This is a genomic window from Brucella anthropi ATCC 49188 (assembly GCF_000017405.1).
Taxonomy (GTDB): Bacteria; Pseudomonadota; Alphaproteobacteria; order Rhizobiales; family Rhizobiaceae; genus Brucella; species Brucella anthropi.
In genome coordinates, this window is record NC_009668.1 from 311,390 (window position 1) to 335,446 (window position 24,057).

Below are 24,057 nucleotides of genomic sequence, written 5' to 3' on the forward strand. Positions count from 1 at the left end.
GCGTACTAGCTAGCTTCAATAAAACGTTTTTCAGAGCCGTCGATCACGATGGCTGATAGCTGCCCACTTCTCCATGCATATGTATCGAGATTGACCCTGTTGGGTTGAATATCGATAGCGCTTTGCGGTGTATGCCCGTGGATGATGACCTTTTCGAAGGGCTCAGTCCATTTGAGGAAAGCTGTGCGAATCCAGATCAATTCTTCCGGGTCTTGTGCATCCAGCGGCACGGCAGGGTTTATGCCTGCATGACAGAAGAAGAATTCGCCAAAAGCGACTGAGCGCGGCATGGCGCGAATGAAGTCGATATGGTTTTGGGGGACGGCCTCGACGAGCGCGGCATGACCTCGGTGCGCTGAATCTGCATCAGTAAAATCAATTTCTACACTGTAGGAGCGGGCGGTATCAATGCCACCGTGGAGTGCGAATATCCCGGCAACATCTCCCGTTGCTAGATAGGTAAGAAAACCGTCGTCGTGATTGCCCAACAGCGAAAGGACGCGCTTATCCCGACGTGACACATCAGTCAGAAAATCCAGCACTTCTTTCGAGCGCGGACCGCGATCGATATAATCACCAAGATGAATGATACGCCAGTCGTGAGCGGGGCGGTGGTCAAGGTCGGCGCGGATCAGCCCGTGCATATCCTGCAACAAGTCGAGGCGGCCATGTACGTCGCCGATGGCATAAAGGCGGATACCGTCGGGTCCTTTGGCATCCTTGAAAACTACGCCGTTCATTCGCTATCATTTTCCTTCATGTCCTTGCCTGACTTCGCACCCGCCCGCTGCCGATAGCGCAGACGCGAGACACGTTCGCGTTCTTCGTGAAGCTCGCGATCATGCGTGGCCTGTTCCACGAAACGAATGTGCTTTCGAACCGCTTCGCGTGCTGCTTGCGGATTACCGGCCATGACGGCATCGTAAATGGCGCGGTGCTGCGATAGAAACATGTCGGCGACACCGGGATAGCTGTAAATTAGGCTGCGATTGTAAAAAACGCCATCCTTCAGAAGTTGATAGCAAGACCGCAGGGTGTGCAGCAGAACGATGTTGTGTGCTGCTTCACCAATAGCATTGTGCAATTCCACATCGAGGCGTGCCTCCGTGTCGAAGTCGCTGACGCCATGAGCCTTTTCCATGGCCTCCATGATCTCGGTCAAAAGCGCTTTGTCAGCTGGTGTAGCTCGAAGTGCTGCATATTCTGCGGCAATGCTTTCGATTTCCCGGCGATATTCGAGATAGTCTGCGGTCGCCTTGCGATGATCGGCAAAAAGCTTGACCACGGGGGCGCTGAATACCTGTCCGATCACGTCTGCAACGAATGTTCCTCCACCATGACGAGAGATGAGGAGTTCGGCAGTCTCAAGCCTTTTTAGAGCATCGCGCAATATCGGGCGAGATATATCGAACTGGCGCGCCAGTTCACGCTCGCCGGGAAGCCGGTCGCCACCGCGCAGAACACCTTCGAGAATGAGCGTTTCGATCTGATGCACAACGTCGTCTGCCGTGCGGCTTGCCTGTATGCGTGAAAAAATTGTTTCGGCCATGCCGTCTGAAGCCCTCTCCATAACGGCGGCAAATTAGCCTTTAGGTCGATGCCCGGCAACGGAATATATTGAAAAGGAAAGTCCGATCGATGATGCGACCGGGCTTTCGGAATATATGATCAAAAAAATGATCAGGCTTTTTTGCGCTTGCGTGTAGCTACGAGTACGAAAAGACCTGCGACAAAGCCGTACATAGCCCATTTAAACGGGAGAGCGTCAGCGGTTTCGCTGCGGATCGGAAGTACAGTCACAGTGCCGGGGCGGCTTTCTACGCCCGATTTGCCTTCGGCTTTAGCTTGTTCGATCTGTTGTGGAGAAACGACCCATTCGGCGCCACGTGATTTGTCATAGAACATGAAACCACAGCCGACGATAACGGCGACGATGATTGCTAGAATAAAACGTAAAGGTGTGTTCATCATTTTTCCCAGAAAATCAGGACAACGGGAGAAAATCATCCGATTCGCTTGAATAACGGATTGCGGAATATTTAAGCCTTTTAGAATCAAAAGCTTAGTTAGCTTTATATGCTGGCACACTAATATAGCGCGCGCGACTTATTAACCGACGAATGAAAGCCAGTCTATTTCTTTGCTACTTCGTGCGGAGATGCGCCGCTTTCCCAGTAAGGAACAGGGCCATAAAGATCTGCCAGATAGTCGATGAACAGTCTGACCTTTGCCGGGAGGAACTGTTTCGACGGATAGACGGCATGAATTGCAACGTTGCGAGATGCGGCATAGTCGGGCAGAACCTGCACCAACTTGCCTGCTGCAAGTTCTGGGCCGATATCCCAGGTCGAGCGTTGCGCTATGCCGAGGCCTGCCAGGACTGCCTCGCGTACCATTTCGCTGGAATTGGTTTGCAGTGGCCCCACTGGGCGAATGACGATGGGGCCTTTGGGGCCTTCCAGTCGCCAGGGGTCGTTGTTGTGCGGTGCCAGACAGATATGGTCCTGCAAGTCCTCAATCGTCTGTGGTGTACCGCGTTCCGCGATATAGCCGGGTGAAGCGACGAGAATACGACGCACGGGTGCGAGACGGCGTGCGACGAGGGTTGAATCGGAAAGTTCGGCGATCCGAATGGCAAGATCGTATCCATCGCCCACAATGTCGACCATCTCGTCGGTGAGCTGCATATTGACGGTAAGGTCTGCGTTGGCGCGCATGAACGGCACGAGATAGGGCGCAATGTGCATGCGACCGAAAGTCGTAGGGGCTGAAATTTTCAATGTACCGCGCGCATCGGCAGAACGGCGGGCAACAAAGGCTTCAGCTTCTTCGATGTTGGAGAGAATGGCCAGAACCCGCTCATGATAACCCTGCCCGGCCTCAGTCAACGCGATCTGGCGTGTCGTTCGTTGAAGCAGTCGGGTTCCGAGTCGCTCTTCCAGTCGTCCCAGACGTTTTGAGACGACCGCTGGCGAGAGGCCCAGATCGCGAGCGGCTGCTGACATGCTGCCCGTTGCCACGACGCGGGCAAAGATTTCCATATCCGCCAGACTGCTCATCATGTTCTGCTATCCCACTCATTGCCGTGCTTTGCTAAAGCTTTGGGTTTAAAGCATCTAGCCGAGCGCTAGGAAACTAGGCAAGCAATTATGCCGCAGTGTGAAAACTGTTTAGCCGCTGACTAAAGTGGTAAAAATGATTTACCACTTGACGAGAATGGTGCGGAGTGCACTTTGACCACATAAGTGGTGGAGGAGAATATGAGCGGACTCATCATGCCGGAGCCGGACGCGTCCGTCATGCAGCGGCGCGAGCAGATCGTTGCAGACTTGCGCGACATCGTGCCGGGTGAAGGCGTTGTGGATGCTATCAATGCAATGCGCGTGTTTGAGAGCGATGGCCTGACTGCGCACCGTTCGTTGCCGTTGGTCGTTGTGCTGCCAGAAACGGTTGATCAGGTTTCGCAGGTTTTGCGCTATTGTCACGATAACAACGTTCGTGTCGTGCCACGGGGAGCGGGTACATCACTGTCCGGCGGTTCCATGCCGCTGCAGGATGCGGTTTTGCTTGGCATGTCGCGCTTCAATCGCATTCTTGAAATCGATTATCCGAACCGCGTCGCTGTGGTGCAGCCAGGCGTGACCAATCTCGGCATTACCAAGGCTGTTGAACACGAGGGGTTTTATTATGCGCCTGATCCCTCGTCACAGATTGCCTGTTCCATCGGTGGCAACGTCGCGGAAAATGCGGGTGGTGTGCATTGCCTTAAATACGGTCTGACCGCCAATAATGTGCTCGGCATCGAAATGGTGCTTATCACCGGAGAAGTTATCCGGCTTGGCGGTAAGCATCTCGACAGCGAGGGTTATGATCTTCTCGGTCTGATGACCGGCTCAGAAGGACTGCTCGGTGTCGTGACAGAGATTACGGTCCGTATCCTGCAGAAACCGGAAACGGCGCGTGCAGTCATGGTCGGCTTTCCCTCCAGCGAGCAAGCCGGTCAGTGTGTCGCTGACATCATCGGCGCAGGCATCATTCCCGGCGGCATGGAGATGATGGACAGGCCAGCCATCAAGGCCGCCGAAGATTTCGTGCGGGTCGGTTATCCGCTCGATGTTGAAGCGCTGCTGATCGTCGAACTTGATGGACCGCCCGTCGAAGTGGACTATCTGATAGGTCGGGTCGAAGCACTGGCGCTTACAAACGGTTCCACAACCTGCATTCTGTCGCAGTCGGAAGAACAACGTCTGGCTTTCTGGGCAGGCCGGAAGGCGGCTTTTCCGGCGGTGGGGCGCATTTCGCCCGACTATCTTTGCATGGACGGCACCATTCCGCGCAAAGAGCTGCCGCGTGTTCTGTCCGGGATGCGCGAACTTTCCGAGAAATATGGATTGCGGGTGGCCAATGTGTTCCACGCGGGCGACGGCAACCTGCATCCGCTTATCCTCTATGATGCGAATATTCCTGGCGAACTGGAAGCTGCGGAAGATTTTGGCGCGGACATTTTGCGCCTTTGCGTGAAAGTCGGTGGTGTTCTCACTGGCGAACATGGAGTAGGCATCGAAAAGCGCGATCTGATGCCGGAAATGTTCAACGAGATCGATCTTGACCAGCAGATGCGTGTCAAATGTGCTTTCGATGCCAAGCACCTTCTTAATCCCGGCAAGGTCTTTCCGCAATTACGCCGCTGCGCCGAGCTTGGTCGTATGCATGTGCATCGCGGCGAGCTGGCCTTCCCGGATATTCCCCGATTCTGAGTTGTGGTTTGATCATGAGCGATGCAAATATTCTAAAGCCGCAGGATGAGGCGGGCGTTCTGGAGGCGGTGCAGGATGCACTGGCCAGTTCTACGCCGCTGGAAATCATCGGCCACGGCTCCAAACGCGGCATCGGACACAGGGTTGATGCCGGTCGCGTGCTCGACGTTTCCAAACTGTCGGGCGTGACCTTGTATGAGCCGGACGAACTGGTGCTCTCGGCAAAGGCCGGAACGCCGATGGCCGAGATCGAAAGGCTTTTGGCCGACAACAATCAGTGCTTTCATTTCGAGCCTATGGATTACGGTCCGTTGCTTTCGGGTGAGAGCGGTCGCGGTACGATCGGCGGAGTGCTTGCCGCCAATCTGTCCGGTCCGCGCCGTCTCAAGGCAGGTGCTGCCCGCGATCATGTGCTTGGGGTACGCGTCGTGTCCGGGCGTGGCGAATTGTTCAAATCTGGTGGTCGCGTGGTCAAGAACGTGACGGGCTATGATTTGTCCAAAGGCATGGCTAATTCCTGGGGCACACTGGGCGTTGCCACCGAGGTGACGTTCAAGGTTCTGCCGAAGCCGGAAACGGCGGCAACGCTTGCCGTGCGCGGTCTGACCGACGAACAGGCGGCGCGTGTCATGGCAATGGCTATGGGATCGCGAGAGGAAGTCGCTTCCGCTGCGCATCTGCCACCGACCGTTGCCAATCGCTTCCTTGACGGTAAGCTCGGCTGGGATGCGGCAACCGTGCTGCGGCTCGAAGGCTTTGCACCTTCGGTCGAGCACCGTAGTCGGCAATTGCAGGCGCTGCTGGGCCAATCGGGTGAAGTCGAGATGCTTGATGGGCAGCAGTCGCATCGGCTCTGGCGTGAAGTGCGCGACGTCCTGCCTTATGCCAATGCAGGAGACAATCGCGCCGTCTGGCGCGTTTCGATGACGCCGATGCAAGGCTGGCGTATGGTGGACGAGTTCCGGCGTTATGCAGGTGTCGATGCCTATTACGACTGGCAGGGTGGGCTGATCTGGATGCGGATGGAAGCGGACCCGGAAGCGCAAACTTTGCGCAAGCTGATTACCAAATATGGCGGTGGCCATGCGACGCTCGTGCGCGCATCGGAACATATTCGCGCAAGCAATGCAGTGTTCGAGCCGCAACCGGCAGCACTTGCAGCGCTTTCTCAGCGGTTGAAGCAGCAATTCGATCCAGAAAATATCCTCAATCCGGGGCGTATGCATCCCCGTCAGGCCGGAGCTTGAAGCCATGCAGACCCATTTCAGCCCCGATCAACTGCGCGATCCCGGCGTCAGTGAAGCCGAAAAAATCTTGCGCAAATGCGTGCATTGCGGCTTCTGTACCGCAACATGCCCGACCTATGTGACGCTCGGCAACGAACTCGACAGCCCGCGTGGCCGCATCTATCTCATCAAGGATATGCTGGAAAACGGCCGCCCGGCGGATGAGGAAATCGTGCGCCATGTTGACCGCTGCCTGTCCTGCCTTTCCTGCATGACGACATGTCCTTCCGGGGTCAACTATATGCATTTGGTCGATCATGCGCGGGCGCATATCGAAAAGACCTATAAGCGCCCATTTATGAACCGCTTCCTCCGTGGGGTTCTGGCGCAGGTGCTGCCCTATCCGGGGCGCTTCCGTGCAGCACTAAAGCTTGCGAAGATCGGCAAGCCGTTTGCGCCGCTTTTGCGAAAGAGCCAGGCCTTGCGACCGATGGCGGCAATGCTCGATCTTGCTCCACAAAAGTTGCCAGCCGCCGCCAATGTTGAAACGATCAGTGCCGCCAAGGGCGAGAAGCGAGGTCGAGTGGCGATCCTCAATGGCTGCGCCCAACCTGTGCTCAATCCCGGCATCAACGCTGCAACCTTGCGTCTTCTGAATCGCTTTGGCATTGAAGTCATCACACCGAAAGGCGAAGGTTGCTGCGGTTCGCTGGTCCATCATATGGGCCGCGAGGAGCAGGCGCTTGAACAGGCGCGGCACAATGTCGATGTCTGGACGCGTGAGATCGAAGCGGGCGGTCTCGATGCGATCATCGTCACGGCGTCCGGCTGCGGCACGACGATCAAGGATTATGGTTACATGCTGCGGCTTGATCCGGCCTATCAGGACAAGGCTGCGCGCGTGTCGGCGCTGGCAAAGGACATCACCGAATATCTCACCGGCATCGATCTGCCGGAACCCGATGCGCCGCAGGCGCTGACAGTCGCCTATCACTCGGCCTGCTCGATGCAGCACGGGCAGAAAATTGTGCGGCAGCCGAAAGACCTGCTGTCAAAAGCGGGCTTCACGGTGAAGGAACCGCTGGAAGGGCATCTGTGCTGCGGATCGGCTGGCACCTATAACATCATGCAGCCGGAGATTGCCGCCAAGCTGCGTGACCGCAAGGTAAAGAACATTGAGGCGACAGGCGCCGATCTGATCGCTACCGGCAATATCGGCTGCATGACCCAGATCGCCACTGGCAGCCAGCTACCCATCGTGCACACGGTGGAACTGATCGACTGGGCCTATGGTGGGCCGAAGCCTCAGGGATTGTCACAAATAGCTGCATAAAAAAACCGGGCAATTGCCCGGTTTTGTCTTCGATGTCTGCTCAGCCAGCCGAAAAGGTACTCGGATTCGGGCCGATCCGGCCGTCTGCCTTGTCCAGTTTCGTAATCGCATCGTGATCGGTTCCGTTGAGACGGAAATCGAAAATATCGAAATTTTCTTTGATACGGGCGGGCGTAACGGACTTGGGAATGACGATATTGCCCGTTTCGATGTGCCAGCGCAGGATGATTTGTGCGACCGACTTGCCATGCTTTTCCGCGATGGCCTTCAGCGTGGCATCCTCCAGAATTTTACCCTGACCAAGTGGGCTCCACGCTTCCGTCGCGATGTCGTGTTTGCTGTGGAACAGACGCAACTCGTCCTGCTGGAACTGTGGGTGCAGCTCAATCTGATTGAGAACCGGCGTTACGCCGCTTTCCGTGATGATGCGTTCGAGATCGGCTGTACGGAAGTTGGATACACCAATGGATTTGGCTCGACCCTCTTCTCTCAATTTGAGAAAAGCGCGCCATGTTTCCATGAAAAGATCTTTCGATGGCATCGGCCAGTGGATGAGATAGAGATCCACATAATCCGTGCCAAGCTTTTTCAAGCTGGCTTCGAATGCTTTCAGCGTCGATTCATAGCCTTGTTCACCGTTCCACAGTTTCGTGGTGAGGTAAATGTCGCCGCGCTCGATTCCGGAACTCTTGATCGCCTTGCCGACGCCTTCTTCATTGCCGTAAATGGCAGCAGTGTCGATGTGACGATATCCTGCTTTCAACGCTTCGCTGACAGCGGCCACTGCTTCGTCATTACCTACTTGCCAGACACCGTAACCGAGCTGCGGAATGTGATTGCCGTCGTTCAGTTTAACCGTCGGTACGGTCATGATTTATCCTTTCCCTCCGAAGCATTCAGCGCAAAGGTGGATCCTTTGATGCGCATGAATGCTATTGACCTGCATGCCGGTTCTTTCTCCAGCACGAACTGCCATCTGGCAGCCATTTTCATATCTCTTTGGACTTTGCCACTGTCAGCATATGGGTGTTCGGGGGAAAAGGAAAAGCCCTTTCAATCATGTTTCCAAGTCTGCAATCATTCTTTCTGTACAGAAATTTTGATCTTTTCAGATTTATGAAAACAATACGACCGCCTCCGAGAGAAGGCGGTTGTAAATGGCATAAAAAAGATGGTTCGATTAGCGGACAACCACCTTTGCGCCGACCGGGACACGTTCATAAAGATCGGTGACGTCTTCATTGCGCATGCGAATGCAGCCGGACGACATTGCCTTGCCGATAGTCCAAGGCTGGTTAGTCCCGTGGATACGATAGAGTGTTGAACCGAGATAAAGCGCGCGCGCGCCAAGCGGGTTATTTATCCCCCCTTCCATACGCGCCGGGAGGATACGCCCCTTCTTGCGCTCGCGGGCGATCATTTCCTTCGGCGGTGTCCAGGTTGGCCATTCAGCCTTGCGGCTGATGCGCTGCGAACCCTTCCAGCTGAAACCTTGTTTCCCGACGCCGACGCCATATCGCATCGCTTTACCGCCGGATTGAACGAGATAAAGGAAGCGCTTGCCTGTATCGATGACGATTGTGCCCGGTTTTTCGTTGCCGGAATAGGAAACCGTCTGCGGCAGGTAAGCGGGATCGATCTGGTGCTTTCGTACTGTGGTTGCCGGATTCGCAGCCGGGCGTTGATACGAAACCTGACGATAGCTGGATTTGGCTTTCTGCTTCTGTCTGGCGGCAACACGTGGCGCTGGCTGCAAAGATTGCGGTACGGCCTTTATGCGGGCAGGCTGTCCATGCAATTGAGCTACCCATGGCGCGGAAAGATCAGGACTCACACGTACCGGCGGCAGCGTTGCATAGCGGTCGTTGGCAAAGGCCATGCCCGTGCTGACGATGGAAACGGCAATCGCCGCAAGCGACCCGATTAAAAGAAGATGCCGTGGTTTCATAATCCCGATCCGTATCTTTGCGCCTGAAAATCTTTGTGACGCAGTTGCCCGTTGCAGCTCCTGACATCTGCTGTCAGGAGAGCGACCCTCATGCTCGTGTGGGGATTGTGTGCCGGAATGGAATCGTAAAGGTAAATTTTGGTCGCGTGTTTTGCCTGACGGCCCTTCCAATTAAAGTTGTGGTTAGTGTCAGGTTGCGCGACATAATTAATTATGGATGAAACTTGAGAGGCGGAACAATGAGCGATGTCGCTGAGGCAAAAACCGGTCTGATCGTCGGCGCCGATGGAATGACGCGTTGCTTCTGGCCGGGTGAGTTACCCGATTATCTTGCTTATCATGACAAGGAATGGGGTGTTCCTGTCTCTGACGATTTCCGGCTTTTCGAAAAAATCTGCCTTGAGGGTTTCCAGTCAGGCCTGTCGTGGCTCACGATTTTGCGAAAACGCGATAATTTTCGGGCAGCTTTCGATGGCTTCGACTTTCATAGTGTTGCGCAGTACAATCAAGAAGATGTGGCGCGCTTGCTGGCCGATAAGGGTATCGTGCGCCATCGCGGCAAGATCGAATCTACGATCAACAACGCCAAGCGCGCAATTGAGCTGGTTGCCGAAAAGGGTTCACTTGCGGCCTATTTCTGGTCATTCGAACCGGGCGTAAAAGATCGCCCTACCGTGGTGGACTATCCAACTCTTGTTGCCAATCCGAAGACTGAAACATCAATTCGCATCTCCAAAGATTTGAAGAAGCGCGGCTGGTCATTCGTTGGTCCAACGACTGTCTATGCTTTCATGCAAGCAATGGGGCTGGTGAACGACCATATTGAAGGTTGCCACTGTCGGACACACATTGAAAAATTGCGACAGCGTTTCAAACGACCCAGCTAGAGCAACGATTGCTAAGCCGCATCATTTCTGCGAGAAACATCCATCTTTGAGTATGGGAGACGATCATGGATTTGGTGTCGTTGTTGGCATTTGCCGGTATTCTGGTTGTGGCGGCGGGTACGCCGGGGCCGAATGTCGGCGCGCTGGTGGCGCGCGTCATCAGCCGCGGCCACAAGGGCGTCTTTCCATTCATGTTCGGTCTGTGGCTTGGTGATGCTATCTGGCTTTCACTCGCTGTCTGGGGACTGGCCGCGCTGGCCAACACATTTCACACTGCGTTTCTCATCCTCAAATATGTCGGCGTAGCCTATCTGATCTATCTTTCGTGGAAGATGTGGATCGCACCGGTAGATGAAGTTGCGGATGAAAATGCCATTCCGCGTCAGGGTGAGGCTGGGAAGCTCTTCCTTAGCGCGCTGGCGATAACACTTGGTAATCCGAAGATCATGGTGTTCTACCTCGCCATTCTGCCGACGGTGGTTGATATCACCCATGTTTCGCTGGTTGGTTGGGCTGAATTGCTGGTGGTCATGTTTGCTGTTCTCGCTGCAGTTGATACGGCGTGGGTGGTGCTTGCCGCGCAGGCAAGACGGTTTCTGCGCAGTCCTCGCATGATGCGGATCGCTAACAGAACCAGTGCTGGCATGATGGCGGGTGCAGCCGTCGCCATTGCGACACGCTGAACACGCTTCCTGCACTTGCCGCAACGGACTTGATCGGTTAGGAAACCGGCAACAGAATTGATGCCGGTTCCAATCGGCATGTGTGTATAAATCAGCGATCAGGCAGGAAAAATGGCCGATAAAGCGGACAAGATGAAGGCGCGGTTGCCGCGCGGGTTTGTCGATCGGGTGCCGGATGATTTGCGCGCCGCTGAAAAGATGATGGCGACAATCCGTGAAGTTTACGACCTCTATGGCTTCGAGCCGGTGGAAACTCCGCTCGTGGAATATACGGATGCGCTCGGCAAGTTTCTGCCGGATCAGGACCGCCCGAACGAAGGCGTGTTCTCGTTTCAGGACGACGATGAACAATGGCTGTCGCTGCGCTACGATCTGACTGCGCCGCTGGCACGTTTTGTTGCCGAAAACTATGAGTCGTTGCCAAAGCCTTATCGCAGCTATCGCAATGGTTGGGTGTTCCGCAATGAAAAGCCGGGACCGGGTCGTTTCCGTCAGTTCATGCAGTTCGACGCTGACACGGTCGGTGCGCCGAATGTCTCGGCCGATGCCGAAATGTGCATGATGATGGCCGACACGATGGAGCGCCTAGGCATCAGTCGTGGCGATTATGCGATCCGCGTCAATAACCGCAAGGTTCTTGACGGTGTGCTGGATGCTATCGGTCTTGAAGGTGAGGGCAATGCCGCCAAGCGCCTCAATGTACTGCGTGCCATCGACAAGCTCGACAAGTTTGGACCTGAAGGCGTTCGTCTTCTGCTCGGCGAGGGCCGTCTTGATGAAAGTGGAGATTTCACTAAAGGCGCAAATCTTGATGATGAGCAGATCAAGCGCATGATGAACTTCATCACAGTCGCGGCACGTGATTACGATGATATCAGTCAAAGGAAAGCAATTGATCCCGTATTTCCTTACTTCTCTCCCGAAGGTGGGGAACCCATCGGAAAAACGCTTTTACAAGCTATCCGGGAAAGCGACTTTAATAAAAGCTCTATTATGCTCGAAGGATTGAAAGAACTCGAAGATATTCGAGATTTAGCAATAGCGGCTGGGTACGATGACGGTCGAATTATCATTGATCCTTCTTGTGTGCGTGGTCTTGAATATTATACGGGGCCGGTTTTCGAAGCGGAACTGCAATTCGACGTTACCAATGAAGACGGTCAGAAGGTCGTGTTTGGTTCTGTGGGCGGTGGTGGCCGGTATGATGGTCTCGTGTCACGCTTCCGCGGCGAGCCAGTACCAGCGACGGGCATTTCCATTGGTGTTTCGCGCTTGATGACGGCTTTGAAGAACCTCGGCAAACTTGATGTTTCCGATGTCGTCGGCCCGGTAGTGGTTCTGGTTATGGACAGGGATACAGAAAGCCTTGGCCGCTATCAGAAGATGGTCTCCGACCTGCGTCAGGCGAGCATTCGCGCTGAAATGTATGTCGGCGGGTCCGGCATGAAGGCGCAGATGAAATATGCTGATCGTCGTGAAGCGCCTTGCGTCATCATTCAGGGCTCGCAGGAGCGTGAGGCAGGTGAGGTGCAGATCAAGGATCTGGTCGAGGGCAAGCGCCTTTCTGCGGAGATTGAGGACAATGTAACCTGGCGCGAAAGCCGCCCGGCTCAGATCACGGCCAAGGAAAATGGCCTCATTGATGCCGTCCGTGAAATCCTTGTCAGCCAGGCGCGAGATCGCGCAGAACAGTCGAAGTGACGGAAGCCATGGCTGGATCGAGCTCGTCTGGTGTTTTCAATTCTCTTCGTGCGACGCTTGATATGCGCGAAGCCGAACTTGTCGAAATTCCGCTGATTCAGCCAGCTGATCCATTCCTGGATATGGCGGGCGAGGATTTACGCCGTCGTATTTTTCTCACTGAAAACGAGAACGGCGATAGTTTGTGCTTGCGGCCGGAATTTACCATTCCCGTCTGCCGCAACCACATCGCCCTGAATGCTGCCACGCCGAAGCGCTATGCCTATCTGGGCGAAGTGTTCCGTCAGCATCGTGACGGTGCGGCTGAATTTCTTCAGGCCGGTATCGAAGACTTGGGTGCTTCCGACGAAGCCGCATCGGATGCGCGCTCGATTGCTGATGCGCTTTCCTGTGTTCGTGCGGCGGCTCCTGAAGCAGAGCTTGAGATTGTTCTGGGAGACCAGTCGGTCTTTGCGGGTATGCTGAAGGCGCTAGGCTTGCCACAAGGTTGGCGCAAGAAGCTTCTGCGTTCTTTCGGCGATGCGAATTCCATGGAACAGGTACTTGCTGAACTAACCGGCGCACAACGGCGTGATCCGTTACCGGAAACGCTTGCCGGGCTGGTGGCAGAGGGCGATGAATCCGGACTTGCACGTATGCTGGAAGCGGAAATGCTCGAAGCTGGCATTTCGCCCAGTGCAGGACGTTCGCCGGCCGAGATTGCACGCCGGTTGATCGAGAAGGAAGATCTTGCGGCTACGCGCTTTCCTGCATCCGCGCTTGATCTTCTGAAACAGTTTCTTGAAACGCGCGTCACGCTTGATTCCGCAGCCGTTACCTTGCGGGCATTTGCTTCGGAACACGCCCTTGATCTTGCTGCAGTCTTGCAAAAGTTTGAGGCGCGCAGTGAAGCTATTGCGAATGCGGGCATCGCCACAAAAGATATTATCTACGATGCCTCCTTCGGGCGTCCGCTCGATTACTATACCGGTCTCGTTTATGAAATCCGGGCTCCGGGTGTTGAAAAGGAAGGCGTTCTCGCTGGCGGCGGTCGCTATGACCGGCTTCTGACCATGCTTGGCGCTTCGGAAAACATTCCCGGTGTCGGCTTTTCCATCTGGCTCGACCGACTGCAAATGCTGGTGGGAGAGAAAAAATGAGTGTGACTCTGGCATTGCCGTCCAAAGGGCGCTTGAAGGAACAGACGCTCGCAGTGCTAGACAAGGCAGGTTACAAAGTGATCCTGCCGGATGACTCGCGCAATTACCGGGCTCGTGTTGAGGGCGAAACTGATCTCGACATTCTGTTCCTTTCGGCTTCCGAAATCGCCCGTGAACTGGGATACGGCAGTGTTGATCTGGGCGTTACAGGCGAAGATCTTGTTCGCGAAACATTGGCGCATTCGGAAGAACGCGTGGCCATCGAAGCGGAACTGGGGTTCGGTCATGCTGACGTTGTGGTGGCAGTTCCGGAAGTCTGGCGTGATGTGACCAGCATGGCTGACTTGGACGATGTGGCGGCAGATTTCCGCCAGCGTCATGGTCGCCGTCTGCGCATCGCCACCAAATACTGGCGACTGACACAGCAATTCTTTTCGCAGAAGCATGGCATTCAGGTTTACCGCATCGTTGAAAGCTTGGGGGCTACTGAAGGCGCTCCGGCTGCAGGTTCTGCAGACATGATCGTCGATATTACATCGACGGGTTCAACACTGCGGGCCAACCGCCTAAAGGTTCTGGAAGACGGCGTTATTCTGCGCTCGCAGGCTTGCCTTGTTTCAGCGCGCAGGGCTCGCGAGAATGCACGCGTTACAGAAGTAGCGACCCGTATTCGTAAAGGACTGGGCGGGTAGATAACTTCAAGTTTGTCTTTTATGTTGCGAGTTGCCATTTCACAATTGGAACTCGGAACAGTTCAGATGAATAGTGTGCGGAAATTGATTGGACGTTGTACCTGCGAAGCAGTCCGTTTCACAGTGACGGATGAATTCGAATATGCCCTGAACTGCCATTGCTCATTATGTCGTCGTGCCACTGGCAGTGCATTCAAGGCTTTCGGTGGAATAAAAACCCACGCACTCGAAGAAACGAATAGTAAATCGTCGCTCATGCTTGTCGGCAACGAGATCGATCACGATGTGCGATGCGCTTCTTGTGCTTCTTTTCTATATTCCATCGTTCGCGGGGGCGAGTATGTTCACGTCAATTATGGCGTGTTGGCTGAGGAGCCAAAGCTGAAGCCGTCTGCTCATATTTTCGTCGGCTCGAAAGCTCCATGGTATGACATTTTGGATGACTTACCTCAATTCGAGGAGAATCCTCCTTTTTAACCATTGGCAGCAAGACGCTGGAAATTAAAAACCGCGCCATCTGAATAGCGCGGTTTCTTTATGTTGTGTTGGTGATGTCTGATCAGCGGCGCTTGGCGTCAATCGAAAGCGAACCTGCACCATGCAGGGCGAGGATGAAGAGGCCACCCGCAATTGCGAGGTTTTTCTGCGCCATCATGGCGTTCATGCCTTGCGAGAAGTCCATATGGGCAACAAGCGTCGCGCCGATGGTGAACAGACCGACAATGGCTGCCGCGATGCGGGTCTGAAAGCCGACGAGAATTGCGAGACCGCCGACAAATTCCACCAGACCGACAATGACAGCCGTAACGGTTGGAACCGGAAGGCCGAGACCAGCGAAGTAACCTGCAGTGCCCGAGATGGCGGTAAGCTTGCCGTAGCCGGCAAGAATGAAGAGGATCGAAAGAAAGATGCGGGCGATGAGCGTTACAGCGCCATTGGACTGTGGAGTGATAGAGGACATGCGGGGCTATCTCCTGTTGAACTGAGGCATCAATTAACGACTGCAGACTGTCAAGGAAAGCCGTCTAATCCTCGACAGTTTGTTTACAGTATGAATACCAATTCACTCTGGTGCAATCATTCTCTCTGCCCGCACCAGCCGCTCATAGTCTTCTGCCGACACCAATCCGCTCGCCAATGCTTCTTCACGTAAGGTCGTTCCATTCTTGTGCGCAGTCTTGGCGATCTTGGCTGCATTGTCATAACCGATCGCCGGAGCCAGCGCGGTCACAAGCATCAGCGAGCGGTCCAGCAGTTCCTTGATACGGTTCAGGTTCGGTTCGATTCCCTCCACACAATGATCGGCAAACGACACCATGGCATCACTGAGAATACGGATCGATTGCAGGACATTATATGCGATTACCGGTTTGAACACGTTAAGCTCGAAGTGACCTTGGCTTGCGGCGACCGTAATTGTGGTCTGGTTACCAAACACCTGTGTTGTGACCATAGTCAAAGCTTCTGCCTGGGTCGGATTGACCTTGCCCGGCATGATGGAGGAGCCGGGTTCGTTTTCCGGCAGTGACAGTTCACCAAGCCCGGAACGCGGACCCGAACCGAGGAAACGAATGTCATTCGCGATCTTGAAAAGGTCTGCCGCCAAAGCATTCAGGCTGCCATGGAAATTGAGGATAGCACCGTGGCTGGCAAGAGCCTCAAATTTGTTGGGCGCCGTCTTGAAAGGGAGGCCGGTAATTTCGCTCACGGCTTCAGCAAAGCCCGTATCGAAACCGATTGGCGCGTTCAGGCCCGTGCCGACTGCAGTCCCGCCTTGTGCGAGCAGAAAGACGTCTGCGAGCGATTGCTCGATGCGATGGCGCGCATATTCCAACGCGGCGCGATACCCGGAGAATTCCTGTCCCAATGTAACCGGCGTTGCATCCTGCGTATGGGTACGACCGATCTTGATGATATCCTTGAAGGCCTCTTCCTTGGCCTGGAGCGCCTTGGTCAGATGTTCAACCGCCGGATAAAGCCGATTGACAGCCTCAACTGCCGTGGCAACATGGATTGCCGTTGGGAAGCTATCATTGGACGACTGGCTCATATTCACGTGGTCATTGGGATGGACCGGCTTCTTGGACCCCATTTCACCACCGAGAAGTTCGATAGCCCGGTTTGAAATGACCTCGTTGGCATTCATGTTCGATTGAGTTCCCGAACCAGTCTGCCAGACGACCAGCGGGAAGTGCTCGTCGAGCTTACCCTCGATAACTTCGGACGCCGCCACTGCAATTACTTGGCCGAGAACCGGATCGAGTTTGCCAAGCGCAATATTGGTTTCCGCTGCCGCGCGCTTGACGACACCCAGTGCGTGGACCAATGGAAGCGGCATGCGCTCCCCGCCGATCTTGAAGTTTTGCAACGAGCGTTGCGTCTGAGCGCCCCAGTAGCGGTCTGCAGGAACATCAATCGGTCCGAACGTATCTGTTTCGGTACGCGTAGCGGTCATTTCAGGTCTCCGGGTAATTGGACTCGAAACCGAGCCATCCAAAGCAAATATAGCACCGCCAGGTGCTTGGCGGGCTAATGTTTCTTCGTGAAACTTTTATAACGCAATCATTTGATAAAACATGACTATAAAAGTCAATTTTTGCTGACCGGGACCTCCACGGTCAAGCGTCGTCCTCTTCGTCACCGTTATCCGTTTCGGAAATCCAGGCGGTCGGTTCGATCTTGCGCTGAGTTTTGCTATCGGTGAACGTCCACCAGCCAGTATCTGTCTCATCCCACTGACCGCCACCGGCCTGCAATTGGGCTAGCGTTCGATACTGCGCAATTGACTCATTACGCTGGTCATCTTCATCGGTCCAGACGACTGTTATCTTACGGCCGTCTTTCGGAGCTGAGGCGATAGGAAGTTCTTTGCGCATATGATCATCCATTACATTGTGACTGCGGATAATCATAGGGCATACAATGCTAGCGGCAAGCGGGAACTCTAACGTTCCGGCTTGCCGTCTTATTCAGACGGCACGCGCCGACTTAAGTGCCTTGCCCCACCAAACCAACTGATCCAGCATGTTTTTGGCTGCTTCTGCCAGATGAGGGAAGTCGTCCAGCTTATTCTCGCCTTTGACGACGGCGAGATAATCAGGGAAAAGTATATGAACGCCGGTCTTGACTGACATAGAAGACATTTCGACTGCAATCATCCGCAGTTGTTCGACAGCGCGAGCGCCACCGACGCCACCATAGCCGACAAATCCCATTGGCTTCTGAATCCAGTCACCATAGTCGATGGCGTTTTTTAGAACAGCAGTAGGAGCGTGATTGTATTCAGCCGCAGTCAGGATATAGGCGTCGAACTCGCGCAGCTTGTTTTTCCATTTGTCAGCAGTTTCTGCTTGTGCGGTCGTGGTGGAAGTGTCGCCATAGAAGCCCATCGGATAATCGGCGACATCGAGAATTTCCACGTCCAGTTCCGGGCGTTCTGCCACGAGTTTCGCAATCCACTGAGCAGGGACTGGAGCAAAACGCTGTTCACGTGTACTGCCGACGATGACGGCGACTTTGAGCTTAGACATTGATAGCACCTTTAATTAGAATGGTAACCGTTAGAAACTGACGCTATATAAGTGACTTACCTAGCGCACAAGGAGGCACTTTTATGAAACCCGGTGACTTCAAGGAAACCAGTGCATGCAGGACCGTTGCGGATATTTTGTCTCGCGTGGGCGATAAATGGACGGTGCTTGTGGTGAGCTATCTCGGTAATCATCCAATGCGTTTCAACGAATTGCGTCGAAGCGTAGATGGTATTTCTCAGAAAATGCTGACGACGACGTTACGCAATCTGGAGCGAGATGGTTTCGTCACGCGTACGATCTTTCCGACAATTCCGCCCAAGGTCGAATATGAACTGACTGAAATGGGGAGCGATCTCTTGCGGCCTGTGCGCGCATTGGGTGAGTGGGCGATAGCCAATGAAGCAAAGGTAATGATGGCCCGCGCACGTTATGACGCCTCGATATCAGGAAAGGCGCAGATTGACGCCGCAGAATAGAAGCTGAATTTTTGGAAGTGCAAGTGGAAAGACAGGCCGAAGCCTGCCTTTCCTGTTGCCTGAGACAGGACTTCCAAAGTGCGGGGGCAAACAGGAAGTCCATCTCTGTGTCATTCGGGATTGACCATGATTGGTGGTTATGAGTCAATCAGAAGTTTCTAAAATAAAGACTTCGGTGCAGCAAAGCGCGAGCAGAGTAAATTTTTCATAAATCACAAACGGTTACGCAACGTAAAAAGAAAGGCGGCCCAAGGCCGCCTTTCTCGCATTTTCATTAAAGTAAGCTTGATGGACTTCTTGGAAGTCCATGCCGCCACCCGCACCGCTTTGCGGTGCGAGCTTATTACCTGATGGGCGTGCTTTATGGACTTCTTAGAAGTCCATGCCGCCCATGCCGCCCATACCGCCAGGCATGCCAGCCGGAGCTGCATCCTTCTTCGGCAGTTCAGCGATCATGGCTTCCGTCGTGATCAGGAGGCCGGCAACCGATGCAGCATTCTGCAGGGCGGTACGGACAACCTTAACCGGATCGACAACGCCAGCCTTGATCAGGTCGCCGAATTCGCCATTGGCAGTGTTGTAGCCGTATGTTTCAGAGGCATTCTCAAGGATCTTGCCAACGATAACCGAAGCTTCTTCACCGGCATTGGTCGTGATCTGACGAGCTGGAGCCTGCAGAGCGCGACGAACGATGTTGATACCGGCTTCCTGGTCGGCGTTGATGCCCTTGGCGGAGATCTTGGCCGAAGCGCGGAGGAGGGCGGTGCCGCCACCAGCAACGATGCCTTCTTCAACCGCAGCGCGGGTTGCGTTCAGGGCGTCGTCAACGCGGTCCTTCTTTTCCTTCACTTCAACTTCCGTTGCACCGCCGACGCGGATCACGGCAACGCCACCAGCAAGCTTGGCAAGACGTTCCTGAAGCTTTTCACGGTCGTAGTCCGAAGAAGTTTCTTCGATCTGCTGCTTGATCTGGCTAACGCGAGCGTCGATTTCAGCCTTCTGGCCTGCACCGTCAACGATCGTGGTGTTTTCCTTCGAGATCGAAACCTTCTTTGCACGGCCGAGCATGTCGAGCGTAACGGTTTCGAGCTTGATGCCGAGGTCTTCGGAGATAACCTGACCGCCGGTGAGGATCGCGATGTCTTCGAGCATGGCTTTGCGGCGATCGCCGAAGCCAGGAGCCTTGACAGCAGCGATCTTCAGGCCGCCGCGCAGCTTGTTGACGACGAGCGTTGCAAGAGCTTCGCCTTCGACGTCTTCAGCGATGATGACGAGCGGCTTGGAGGTCTGAACGACAGCTTCCAGAACCGGCAGAAGAGCCTGGAGGTTCGAGAGCTTCTTTTCGTGCAGAAGGATGTAGGCGTCTTCGAGGTCAGCAACCATCTTTTCAGGGTTGGTGACGAAGTAAGGCGACAGGTAACCGCGGTCGAACTGCATGCCTTCGACGACTTCGAGTTCGGTTTCAGCGGTCTTGGCTTCTTCAACCGTGATCACGCCTTCATTGCCGACCTTCTGCATCGCATCAGCGATCATCTTGCCGATTTCGGCTTCACCGTTAGCGGAGATGGTGCCAACCTGAGCAACTTCTTCCGACGTGTTGATCTTCTTGGCCTTGCCGAGAAGTTCAGCAACAACTTCGGTTACTGCGAGGTCGATACCGCGCTTCAGGTCCATCGGGTTCATGCCGGCGGCAACAGCCTTTGCGCCTTCCTGAACGATTGCCTGACCGAGAACGGTAGCGGTCGTCGTGCCGTCACCGGCAGTGTCGTTGGTCTTCGAAGCCACTTCGCGCAGCATCTGTGCGCCCATGTTTTCGAACTTGTCTTCCAGTTCGATTTCCTTGGCGACCGATACGCCGTCCTTGGTGATGCGCGGAGCACCGAAGGACTTGTCGATGACAACGTTACGACCCTTCGGGCCGAGCGTTACCTTTACAGCGTCAGCGAGGATATCGACGCCGCGCAGCATCTTTTCGCGCGCAGAGCGACCGAATTTTACGTCTTTTGCAGCCATTTTACTCTCCTGGGAATTGTCCCGGTCAGATTATGGTGAATTGGTTTGTGGTATATGATCGACTCCGTATGTAGGCCATATTAGCCGACGATACCGAGCCGGAGGCGTTAGCCGACAATACCCAAAATGTCGGATTCCTTCATGATCAGCAGGTCTTCGCCGCCGATCTTGACTTCGGTTCCCGACCACTTGCCGAACAGAACCTTGTCGCCAGCCTTGACTTCCAGAGCGATCAGCTTGCCAGCTTCGTCACGGGCGCCTGCGCCAACAGCGACGATTTCGCCTTCCTGCGGCTTTTCCTTGGCGGTGTCAGGGATGATGATGCCGCCAGCGGTCTTGGCTTCCGATTCAACGCGACGAACGACGACGCGGTCATGAAGCGGGCGGAACTTGATATCAGCCATGGTATAACCCTTGGTGTTATAGACGTTGAACCCTGTTAACGGATCGAGCCGATCCGCGCTTGTTAGCACTCATCATGTGAGAGTGCTAACGTGGCTCTGAGATAGAAGCCGGACCTTATCTTGTCAAGATTGCCTGAGAAATTTGACAGACGAATGATGGTTAATTTGCACCATCCTTAACGCGGAGCGGCCACGGGTTGACTATGTCCGATCCGGCATATGGTGATGTCGTTGGCAATATCAATCCACAATGCGCAAATTGGAGAGTTCGTCGCCGATCTGCCTGAATGTTTCGCTTAGTTCACCGCCGGTTGAGTTCCAGAAAAGCTTGGCTGGTCTGCCGCTCTCCGTGCGAACGCGCGAGTTTGAAGAGCAGGATCTCAACAGATCTATTTGTGCTTTCTCGGTGCTGTTCGTCTCGCTGAGATCCAATGCGACTGTCATAACGATGATATTGGCTGACTTGGCGTTGTCGCAGAGCTTTGCAAAACGCGCATTCATAGCCTTCGTATATGTACTGTTATTTTGCGAAACCGAAACGCCGCTTTCCTGAAATAAACGGGCCTGGCTGTAGTGTTTGGTTATGCGAGCAGTGTAGCCGTGCGCTGAATAGTAGGAAAAGTTTGCAGCTCTGTCGGGACCCGAGCCAGCCAGTCCGTCATATTTATAATAGGTGTTGGCGCCGTCGGTCAGCACGATCACAACTTTATCATTGCCGCGTTCGGTCGAAGGCCGGGCTTCTGTAAACGGTGCTCCTCGGACGATCGTTCGCCAGCCCCAGGCCATAGCCTCGGGAACATTCGTACCGCCGCTTGGTACCATCGCCTTGATTGCGGTTTGAATTGTTTTCATCCCCTGTTCGGTAGTGACGTCCGTCAATGGGGTGAGAGGTGATGATGTGCAGCTATAGTTGGGGCCACCATCATTCGATCTGCCACCTCGGTAAATCTTGTCGAGGGAATCGCGCAGATAGTATTTCTTGAGATCGCTTTGCCGGGGCGAGTAAGCCAAGGATGTGTCGTCTTGCCACCAGCTGTTCAAAACGGTGGAAGTGACGTTTCCCCTGCTATCGGTATTGTAGTACTCGGCCGGGCCGAACATGGGGACAAATAATGTGTCTGGGTTGTTGTCAGAAGGAGGCGTTACATCCAGCGCATAGGTGCCCGGACGAGACTCGACACAACCCTGCCAAGGGAGCCAAGTCTCTTTCGATCGCAGGGAAAGGTCGGCATAAAGTTCTGCACGCGAATAAGGTTTGTTATTGCGTTCTCCCCAGCCAGTTCCGGATTTGTAGTATCGCCCGCTGCCTACCGGCTTTTCTTCTATCTTGCGTGTACTGTCGATGGTGACAGGCAGCGTAAAGTTTTCGAGATTGACGGGAGACCTGCCTTCCGGATCCATCCAGGCTGCGTTCAAATATTGCGGGCCGACATTTACTGAACCAGCAAAGGGAACGAGTGAAAATTGCACAGGGTTTTCAACGTGGGTTATGAGCGTGGATTGCGCGGCCATTGTCTCCACGAGCTGTGAGGCGGCTTCTTTCAGAAGGTCGATGCGCTTTTTTGTCGACCCGCTTCTGGTTTCATCCATGGAGCGGGAATTGTCGAGAACGAGAGCGACTTCAATCGTGTTCTTAAGCCTGACCGAAGAGCTGAGCGTATATTGGTTTTGATCCCAATCATCTCCTGTAAGGCGAGAAGCAATGACACCAAACAGGGACTTATAAGTGAATCCAGCGGTCGCCTGTATCTGTTGATCAGTTGTTTTATCTTTGGGAAAAGCGACGTCGAAATTGACCGCATCTGCGCTCAGTGCGGTAAGGTTGGCGGTAAAAACTTGCGCACCGTAGACCTGCACGACAGTTTGACTTTCGCCAGTGGAAAATCTCCTACCCACAGCAAGTGCCGCAGCATCGAGCGAAGCCTGCACATTGTTGCGCACGCGCATGAGATTGGCGGAGTCGACTGCAACCATGCCGGCAAGCAACAGGGGCACCAGCACCAAAGCCATTATCATCGCAAAATTACCGCGCTCGTCTTTGGCAAAGCGCAGGCTCATGGGTTGAGTCAAATGGCGAAAACTACGCAGCGCAAGACTGCTGGTTTGAGTGATCCAGTTTTTCAATGTAGCCCCCGCCGACGGTTGTGTCTGCGACACATGAAATGAAAGGTTGTATCCGCTCCTACCAGCATCTTTCTAACAGTCAGTCACGAAGCACGGTAAATGATCGGTGAAATCACCTATGGGATAATTGGACGCGCTTTGCCGGTCGGATATCCAGGCCAAAGACCGTGACAGATGTGATTGGCTGCGTTAGATGGAGCGCTGGCTGCCTTCTCGGCAGTCTTAAAGACACCCTATAGCGGTTCTCGCCTTACCGATGGATTATCAAGAGGAAACCATGAAGCAGCTCGAACGCCTCGACGATCTGACCGACCAGTACGATGTGCTCTTCTGTGATGTATGGGGCGTGGTGCATAACGGTGAAGCCGCGTATCCGGCTGCAATCGAGGCGCTAAAGCGCGCGCGCGCCAAGGGTGTTACGGTCATTCTGGTGACGAATTCTCCAAGGCCTCATCCTGATGTCGAAAAGCAGATGTTGGGTCTTGGCGTTCCCGCCGATGCCTATGATCGTGTGGTCACGTCCGGCGATGTAACCCGTGATCTGATCGCCGAAGGTCCGCGCAAGGTGTTTCACATCGGCTGTGAGCGCGAGTTGACCATCTATGACGGTCTCGATGTTGAATTGGTCGAAGAATTCGAAGCTTCGGGGGTCGTCTGCACCGGACTTTATGATGATGAAAGTGAAACACCGGACGATTATAAGGAATTGCTGGTCCGACTACGCTCGCGCAATCTTCCGTTCATCTGTGCCAATCCGGACATTATGGTTGAGCGCGGTACGCGGCTGATCTGGTGCGCTGGTGCCCTTGCGCGCGAATATGGCCAGCTCGGCGGACGCACTCTTATAGCTGGAAAGCCGCATCGCCCGATTTACGAGGCAGCACTGAGGTTCGCTGAAGAGATCCGCGGTGAGACAGTCGAGAAAAGCCGGATTCTCGGTATCGGAGACGGTGTCTTGACCGATGTGAAGGGAGCTGCCGATTTCGGACTGGATGTGCTCTACATCTCCGGCGGAGTTCATGCTGCGGATTATACGACCGATGGCACGGTTGACATTGCCCGAATGGAAGCGTTTCTCCAGAAGCATGGCAATCGTCCGGTTGCTGCGCTTAATGCGCTTGTTTGAGCACGAGCAATCTCG

24 protein-coding genes are annotated in these 24,057 nt (G+C 54.4%); 11 read left to right on the forward strand and 13 right to left on the reverse strand.

Going from position 1 to position 24,057, the window contains the following annotated elements:
- Positions 1-5: 5 nt before the first annotated feature.
- From OANT_RS15565 to OANT_RS15580, 4 genes are all read right to left on the reverse strand, one after another.
- A complete protein-coding gene (locus tag OANT_RS15565) occupies positions 6-740 on the reverse strand; it encodes a metallophosphoesterase (RefSeq protein WP_011982729.1) in 735 nt (244 codons plus the stop codon).
- On the reverse strand, positions 737-1,549 hold the full coding sequence (locus tag OANT_RS15570; RefSeq protein WP_011982730.1) for an FCD domain-containing protein: 813 nt from the start codon (positions 1,547-1,549) through the stop codon (positions 737-739). The genes OANT_RS15565 and OANT_RS15570 overlap by 4 nt, the downstream gene beginning before the upstream one ends.
- A 131-nt stretch (positions 1,550-1,680) precedes the next feature.
- Positions 1,681-1,968, reverse strand: a complete 288-nt coding sequence (locus OANT_RS15575) for a hypothetical protein (protein WP_010660973.1) — start codon at positions 1,966-1,968, stop codon at positions 1,681-1,683.
- 164 nt (positions 1,969-2,132) lie between these two features.
- Positions 2,133-3,062 (reverse strand): LysR family transcriptional regulator, encoded by a 930-nt coding sequence (locus tag OANT_RS15580; RefSeq protein WP_010660974.1) that lies wholly within the window; start codon positions 3,060-3,062, stop codon positions 2,133-2,135.
- 198 nt (positions 3,063-3,260) lie between these two features.
- Here OANT_RS15580 and OANT_RS15585 point away from each other — a divergent pair, with 198 nt between their 5' ends.
- Genes OANT_RS15585 through glcF form a run of 3 tightly spaced genes read left to right on the forward strand, consistent with a single transcriptional unit; the run spans position 3,261 to position 7,316 of the window.
- Positions 3,261-4,757, forward strand: coding sequence for an FAD-linked oxidase C-terminal domain-containing protein (locus OANT_RS15585; protein WP_011982731.1), 1,497 nt, complete (start codon positions 3,261-3,263; stop codon positions 4,755-4,757).
- A 14-nt stretch (positions 4,758-4,771) separates the two neighbouring features.
- A complete protein-coding gene (glcE, locus tag OANT_RS15590; RefSeq protein WP_011982732.1) occupies positions 4,772-6,004 on the forward strand; it encodes a glycolate oxidase subunit GlcE in 1,233 nt (410 codons plus the stop codon).
- Positions 6,005-6,008: 4 nt separating this feature from the next.
- Entirely contained in the window at positions 6,009-7,316 is a 1,308-nt protein-coding gene (glcF, locus tag OANT_RS15595; RefSeq protein WP_011982733.1) for a glycolate oxidase subunit GlcF, read from the forward strand.
- Positions 7,317-7,356: 40 nt separating this feature from the next.
- On the opposite strand, the gene OANT_RS15600 is transcribed toward glcF, so the two are convergent.
- Together OANT_RS15600 and OANT_RS15605 are read right to left on the reverse strand one after the other, a co-directional pair.
- A complete protein-coding gene (locus OANT_RS15600) occupies positions 7,357-8,187 on the reverse strand; it encodes an aldo/keto reductase (RefSeq protein WP_011982734.1) in 831 nt (276 codons plus the stop codon).
- A 309-nt stretch (positions 8,188-8,496) separates the two neighbouring features.
- The gene (locus OANT_RS15605; RefSeq protein ID WP_011982735.1) at positions 8,497-9,264 is read right to left on the reverse strand and encodes a L,D-transpeptidase; all 768 of its coding nucleotides are present in this window, start codon (positions 9,262-9,264) and stop codon (positions 8,497-8,499) included.
- A gap of 239 nt (positions 9,265-9,503) precedes the next feature.
- On the opposite strand from OANT_RS15605, the gene OANT_RS15610 reads away from it, so the two are divergent.
- The 6 genes from OANT_RS15610 to OANT_RS15635 all read left to right on the forward strand — a co-directional run bounded on the left by OANT_RS15610 (position 9,504) and on the right by OANT_RS15635 (position 14,843).
- Positions 9,504-10,151, forward strand: coding sequence for a DNA-3-methyladenine glycosylase I (locus tag OANT_RS15610; protein ID WP_011982736.1), 648 nt, complete (start codon positions 9,504-9,506; stop codon positions 10,149-10,151).
- Between the two features lie 65 nt (positions 10,152-10,216).
- Entirely contained in the window at positions 10,217-10,834 is a 618-nt protein-coding gene (locus OANT_RS15615) for a LysE family translocator (RefSeq protein ID WP_011982737.1), read from the forward strand.
- A 111-nt stretch (positions 10,835-10,945) separates the two neighbouring features.
- Positions 10,946-12,535, forward strand: coding sequence for a histidine--tRNA ligase (gene hisS / locus OANT_RS15620; protein WP_011982738.1), 1,590 nt, complete (start codon positions 10,946-10,948; stop codon positions 12,533-12,535).
- Between the two features lie 8 nt (positions 12,536-12,543).
- Positions 12,544-13,674, forward strand: coding sequence for an ATP phosphoribosyltransferase regulatory subunit (locus OANT_RS15625; RefSeq protein WP_011982739.1), 1,131 nt, complete (start codon positions 12,544-12,546; stop codon positions 13,672-13,674).
- Positions 13,671-14,366, forward strand: coding sequence for an ATP phosphoribosyltransferase (gene hisG / locus OANT_RS15630; protein ID WP_011982740.1), 696 nt, complete (start codon positions 13,671-13,673; stop codon positions 14,364-14,366). Before OANT_RS15625 ends, hisG begins: the two co-directional genes overlap by 4 nt.
- 123 nt (positions 14,367-14,489) lie before the next feature.
- Complete coding sequence (locus tag OANT_RS15635) at positions 14,490-14,843, forward strand: GFA family protein (protein WP_231771518.1); 354 nt, start codon at positions 14,490-14,492, stop codon at positions 14,841-14,843.
- 82 nt (positions 14,844-14,925) lie between these two features.
- On the opposite strand, the gene OANT_RS15640 is transcribed toward OANT_RS15635, so the two are convergent.
- From OANT_RS15640 to OANT_RS15655, 4 genes are all read right to left on the reverse strand, one after another.
- Positions 14,926-15,327 (reverse strand): DoxX family protein, encoded by a 402-nt coding sequence (locus OANT_RS15640; RefSeq protein WP_011982742.1) that lies wholly within the window; start codon positions 15,325-15,327, stop codon positions 14,926-14,928.
- Positions 15,328-15,429: 102 nt separating this feature from the next.
- A complete protein-coding gene (gene fumC / locus OANT_RS15645) occupies positions 15,430-16,821 on the reverse strand; it encodes a class II fumarate hydratase (protein WP_011982743.1) in 1,392 nt (463 codons plus the stop codon).
- Positions 16,822-16,984: 163 nt separating this feature from the next.
- Positions 16,985-17,242, reverse strand: a complete 258-nt coding sequence (locus OANT_RS15650) for a hypothetical protein (RefSeq protein WP_040128759.1) — start codon at positions 17,240-17,242, stop codon at positions 16,985-16,987.
- Between the two features lie 93 nt (positions 17,243-17,335).
- Positions 17,336-17,896, reverse strand: coding sequence for an NADPH-dependent FMN reductase (locus OANT_RS15655; RefSeq protein ID WP_010660989.1), 561 nt, complete (start codon positions 17,894-17,896; stop codon positions 17,336-17,338).
- A gap of 83 nt (positions 17,897-17,979) precedes the next feature.
- Between OANT_RS15655 and OANT_RS15660 the strand changes: the two genes are divergently transcribed.
- Positions 17,980-18,375: a winged helix-turn-helix transcriptional regulator gene (locus tag OANT_RS15660; protein ID WP_010660990.1), complete on the forward strand. Its 396-nt coding sequence runs from the start codon at positions 17,980-17,982 to the stop codon at positions 18,373-18,375.
- 372 nt (positions 18,376-18,747) lie between these two features.
- Here the strand turns inward: OANT_RS15660 and groL are convergent, their stop codons facing one another.
- From groL to OANT_RS15675, 3 genes are all read right to left on the reverse strand, one after another.
- Positions 18,748-20,388: a chaperonin GroEL gene (groL, locus tag OANT_RS15665; protein WP_010660991.1), complete on the reverse strand. Its 1,641-nt coding sequence runs from the start codon at positions 20,386-20,388 to the stop codon at positions 18,748-18,750.
- Between the two features lie 107 nt (positions 20,389-20,495).
- Complete coding sequence (groES, locus tag OANT_RS15670; protein WP_006472506.1) at positions 20,496-20,792, reverse strand: co-chaperone GroES; 297 nt, start codon at positions 20,790-20,792, stop codon at positions 20,496-20,498.
- A gap of 240 nt (positions 20,793-21,032) precedes the next feature.
- On the reverse strand, positions 21,033-22,916 hold the full coding sequence (locus OANT_RS15675) for a pilus assembly protein (RefSeq protein ID WP_231771517.1): 1,884 nt from the start codon (positions 22,914-22,916) through the stop codon (positions 21,033-21,035).
- 277 nt (positions 22,917-23,193) lie between these two features.
- On the opposite strand from OANT_RS15675, the gene OANT_RS15680 reads away from it, so the two are divergent.
- Positions 23,194-24,042 carry a TIGR01459 family HAD-type hydrolase gene (locus tag OANT_RS15680; protein WP_010660993.1) on the forward strand — a complete coding sequence of 283 codons (849 nt, stop codon included), beginning with the start codon at positions 23,194-23,196 and terminating at the stop codon, positions 24,040-24,042.
- Positions 24,043-24,057: the final 15 nt, after the last annotated feature.

Bases quoted from the DNA above. Each gene is read 5' to 3' on its own strand.
- OANT_RS15565 (WP_011982729.1), bottom strand. From the start codon at position 740: ATGAACGGCGTAGTTTTCAAGGATGCCAAAGGACCCGACGGTATCCGC.
- OANT_RS15570 (WP_011982730.1), bottom strand. From the start codon at position 1,549: ATGGCCGAAACAATTTTTTCACGCATACAGGCAAGCCGCACGGCAGAC.
- OANT_RS15575 (WP_010660973.1), bottom strand. From the start codon at position 1,968: ATGAACACACCTTTACGTTTTATTCTAGCAATCATCGTCGCCGTTATC.
- OANT_RS15580 (WP_010660974.1), bottom strand. From the start codon at position 3,062: ATGATGAGCAGTCTGGCGGATATGGAAATCTTTGCCCGCGTCGTGGCA.
- OANT_RS15585 (WP_011982731.1), top strand. From the start codon at position 3,261: ATGAGCGGACTCATCATGCCGGAGCCGGACGCGTCCGTCATGCAGCGG.
- glcE (WP_011982732.1), top strand. From the start codon at position 4,772: ATGAGCGATGCAAATATTCTAAAGCCGCAGGATGAGGCGGGCGTTCTG.
- glcF (WP_011982733.1), top strand. From the start codon at position 6,009: ATGCAGACCCATTTCAGCCCCGATCAACTGCGCGATCCCGGCGTCAGT.
- OANT_RS15600 (WP_011982734.1), bottom strand. From the start codon at position 8,187: ATGACCGTACCGACGGTTAAACTGAACGACGGCAATCACATTCCGCAG.
- OANT_RS15605 (WP_011982735.1), bottom strand. From the start codon at position 9,264: ATGAAACCACGGCATCTTCTTTTAATCGGGTCGCTTGCGGCGATTGCC.
- OANT_RS15610 (WP_011982736.1), top strand. From the start codon at position 9,504: ATGAGCGATGTCGCTGAGGCAAAAACCGGTCTGATCGTCGGCGCCGAT.
- OANT_RS15615 (WP_011982737.1), top strand. From the start codon at position 10,217: ATGGATTTGGTGTCGTTGTTGGCATTTGCCGGTATTCTGGTTGTGGCG.
- hisS (WP_011982738.1), top strand. From the start codon at position 10,946: ATGGCCGATAAAGCGGACAAGATGAAGGCGCGGTTGCCGCGCGGGTTT.
- OANT_RS15625 (WP_011982739.1), top strand. From the start codon at position 12,544: ATGGCTGGATCGAGCTCGTCTGGTGTTTTCAATTCTCTTCGTGCGACG.
- hisG (WP_011982740.1), top strand. From the start codon at position 13,671: ATGAGTGTGACTCTGGCATTGCCGTCCAAAGGGCGCTTGAAGGAACAG.
- OANT_RS15640 (WP_011982742.1), bottom strand. From the start codon at position 15,327: ATGTCCTCTATCACTCCACAGTCCAATGGCGCTGTAACGCTCATCGCC.
- fumC (WP_011982743.1), bottom strand. From the start codon at position 16,821: ATGACCGCTACGCGTACCGAAACAGATACGTTCGGACCGATTGATGTT.
- OANT_RS15650 (WP_040128759.1), bottom strand. From the start codon at position 17,242: ATGCGCAAAGAACTTCCTATCGCCTCAGCTCCGAAAGACGGCCGTAAG.
- OANT_RS15655 (WP_010660989.1), bottom strand. From the start codon at position 17,896: ATGTCTAAGCTCAAAGTCGCCGTCATCGTCGGCAGTACACGTGAACAG.
- OANT_RS15660 (WP_010660990.1), top strand. From the start codon at position 17,980: ATGAAACCCGGTGACTTCAAGGAAACCAGTGCATGCAGGACCGTTGCG.
- groL (WP_010660991.1), bottom strand. From the start codon at position 20,388: ATGGCTGCAAAAGACGTAAAATTCGGTCGCTCTGCGCGCGAAAAGATG.
- groES (WP_006472506.1), bottom strand. From the start codon at position 20,792: ATGGCTGATATCAAGTTCCGCCCGCTTCATGACCGCGTCGTCGTTCGT.
- OANT_RS15680 (WP_010660993.1), top strand. From the start codon at position 23,194: ATGAAGCAGCTCGAACGCCTCGACGATCTGACCGACCAGTACGATGTG.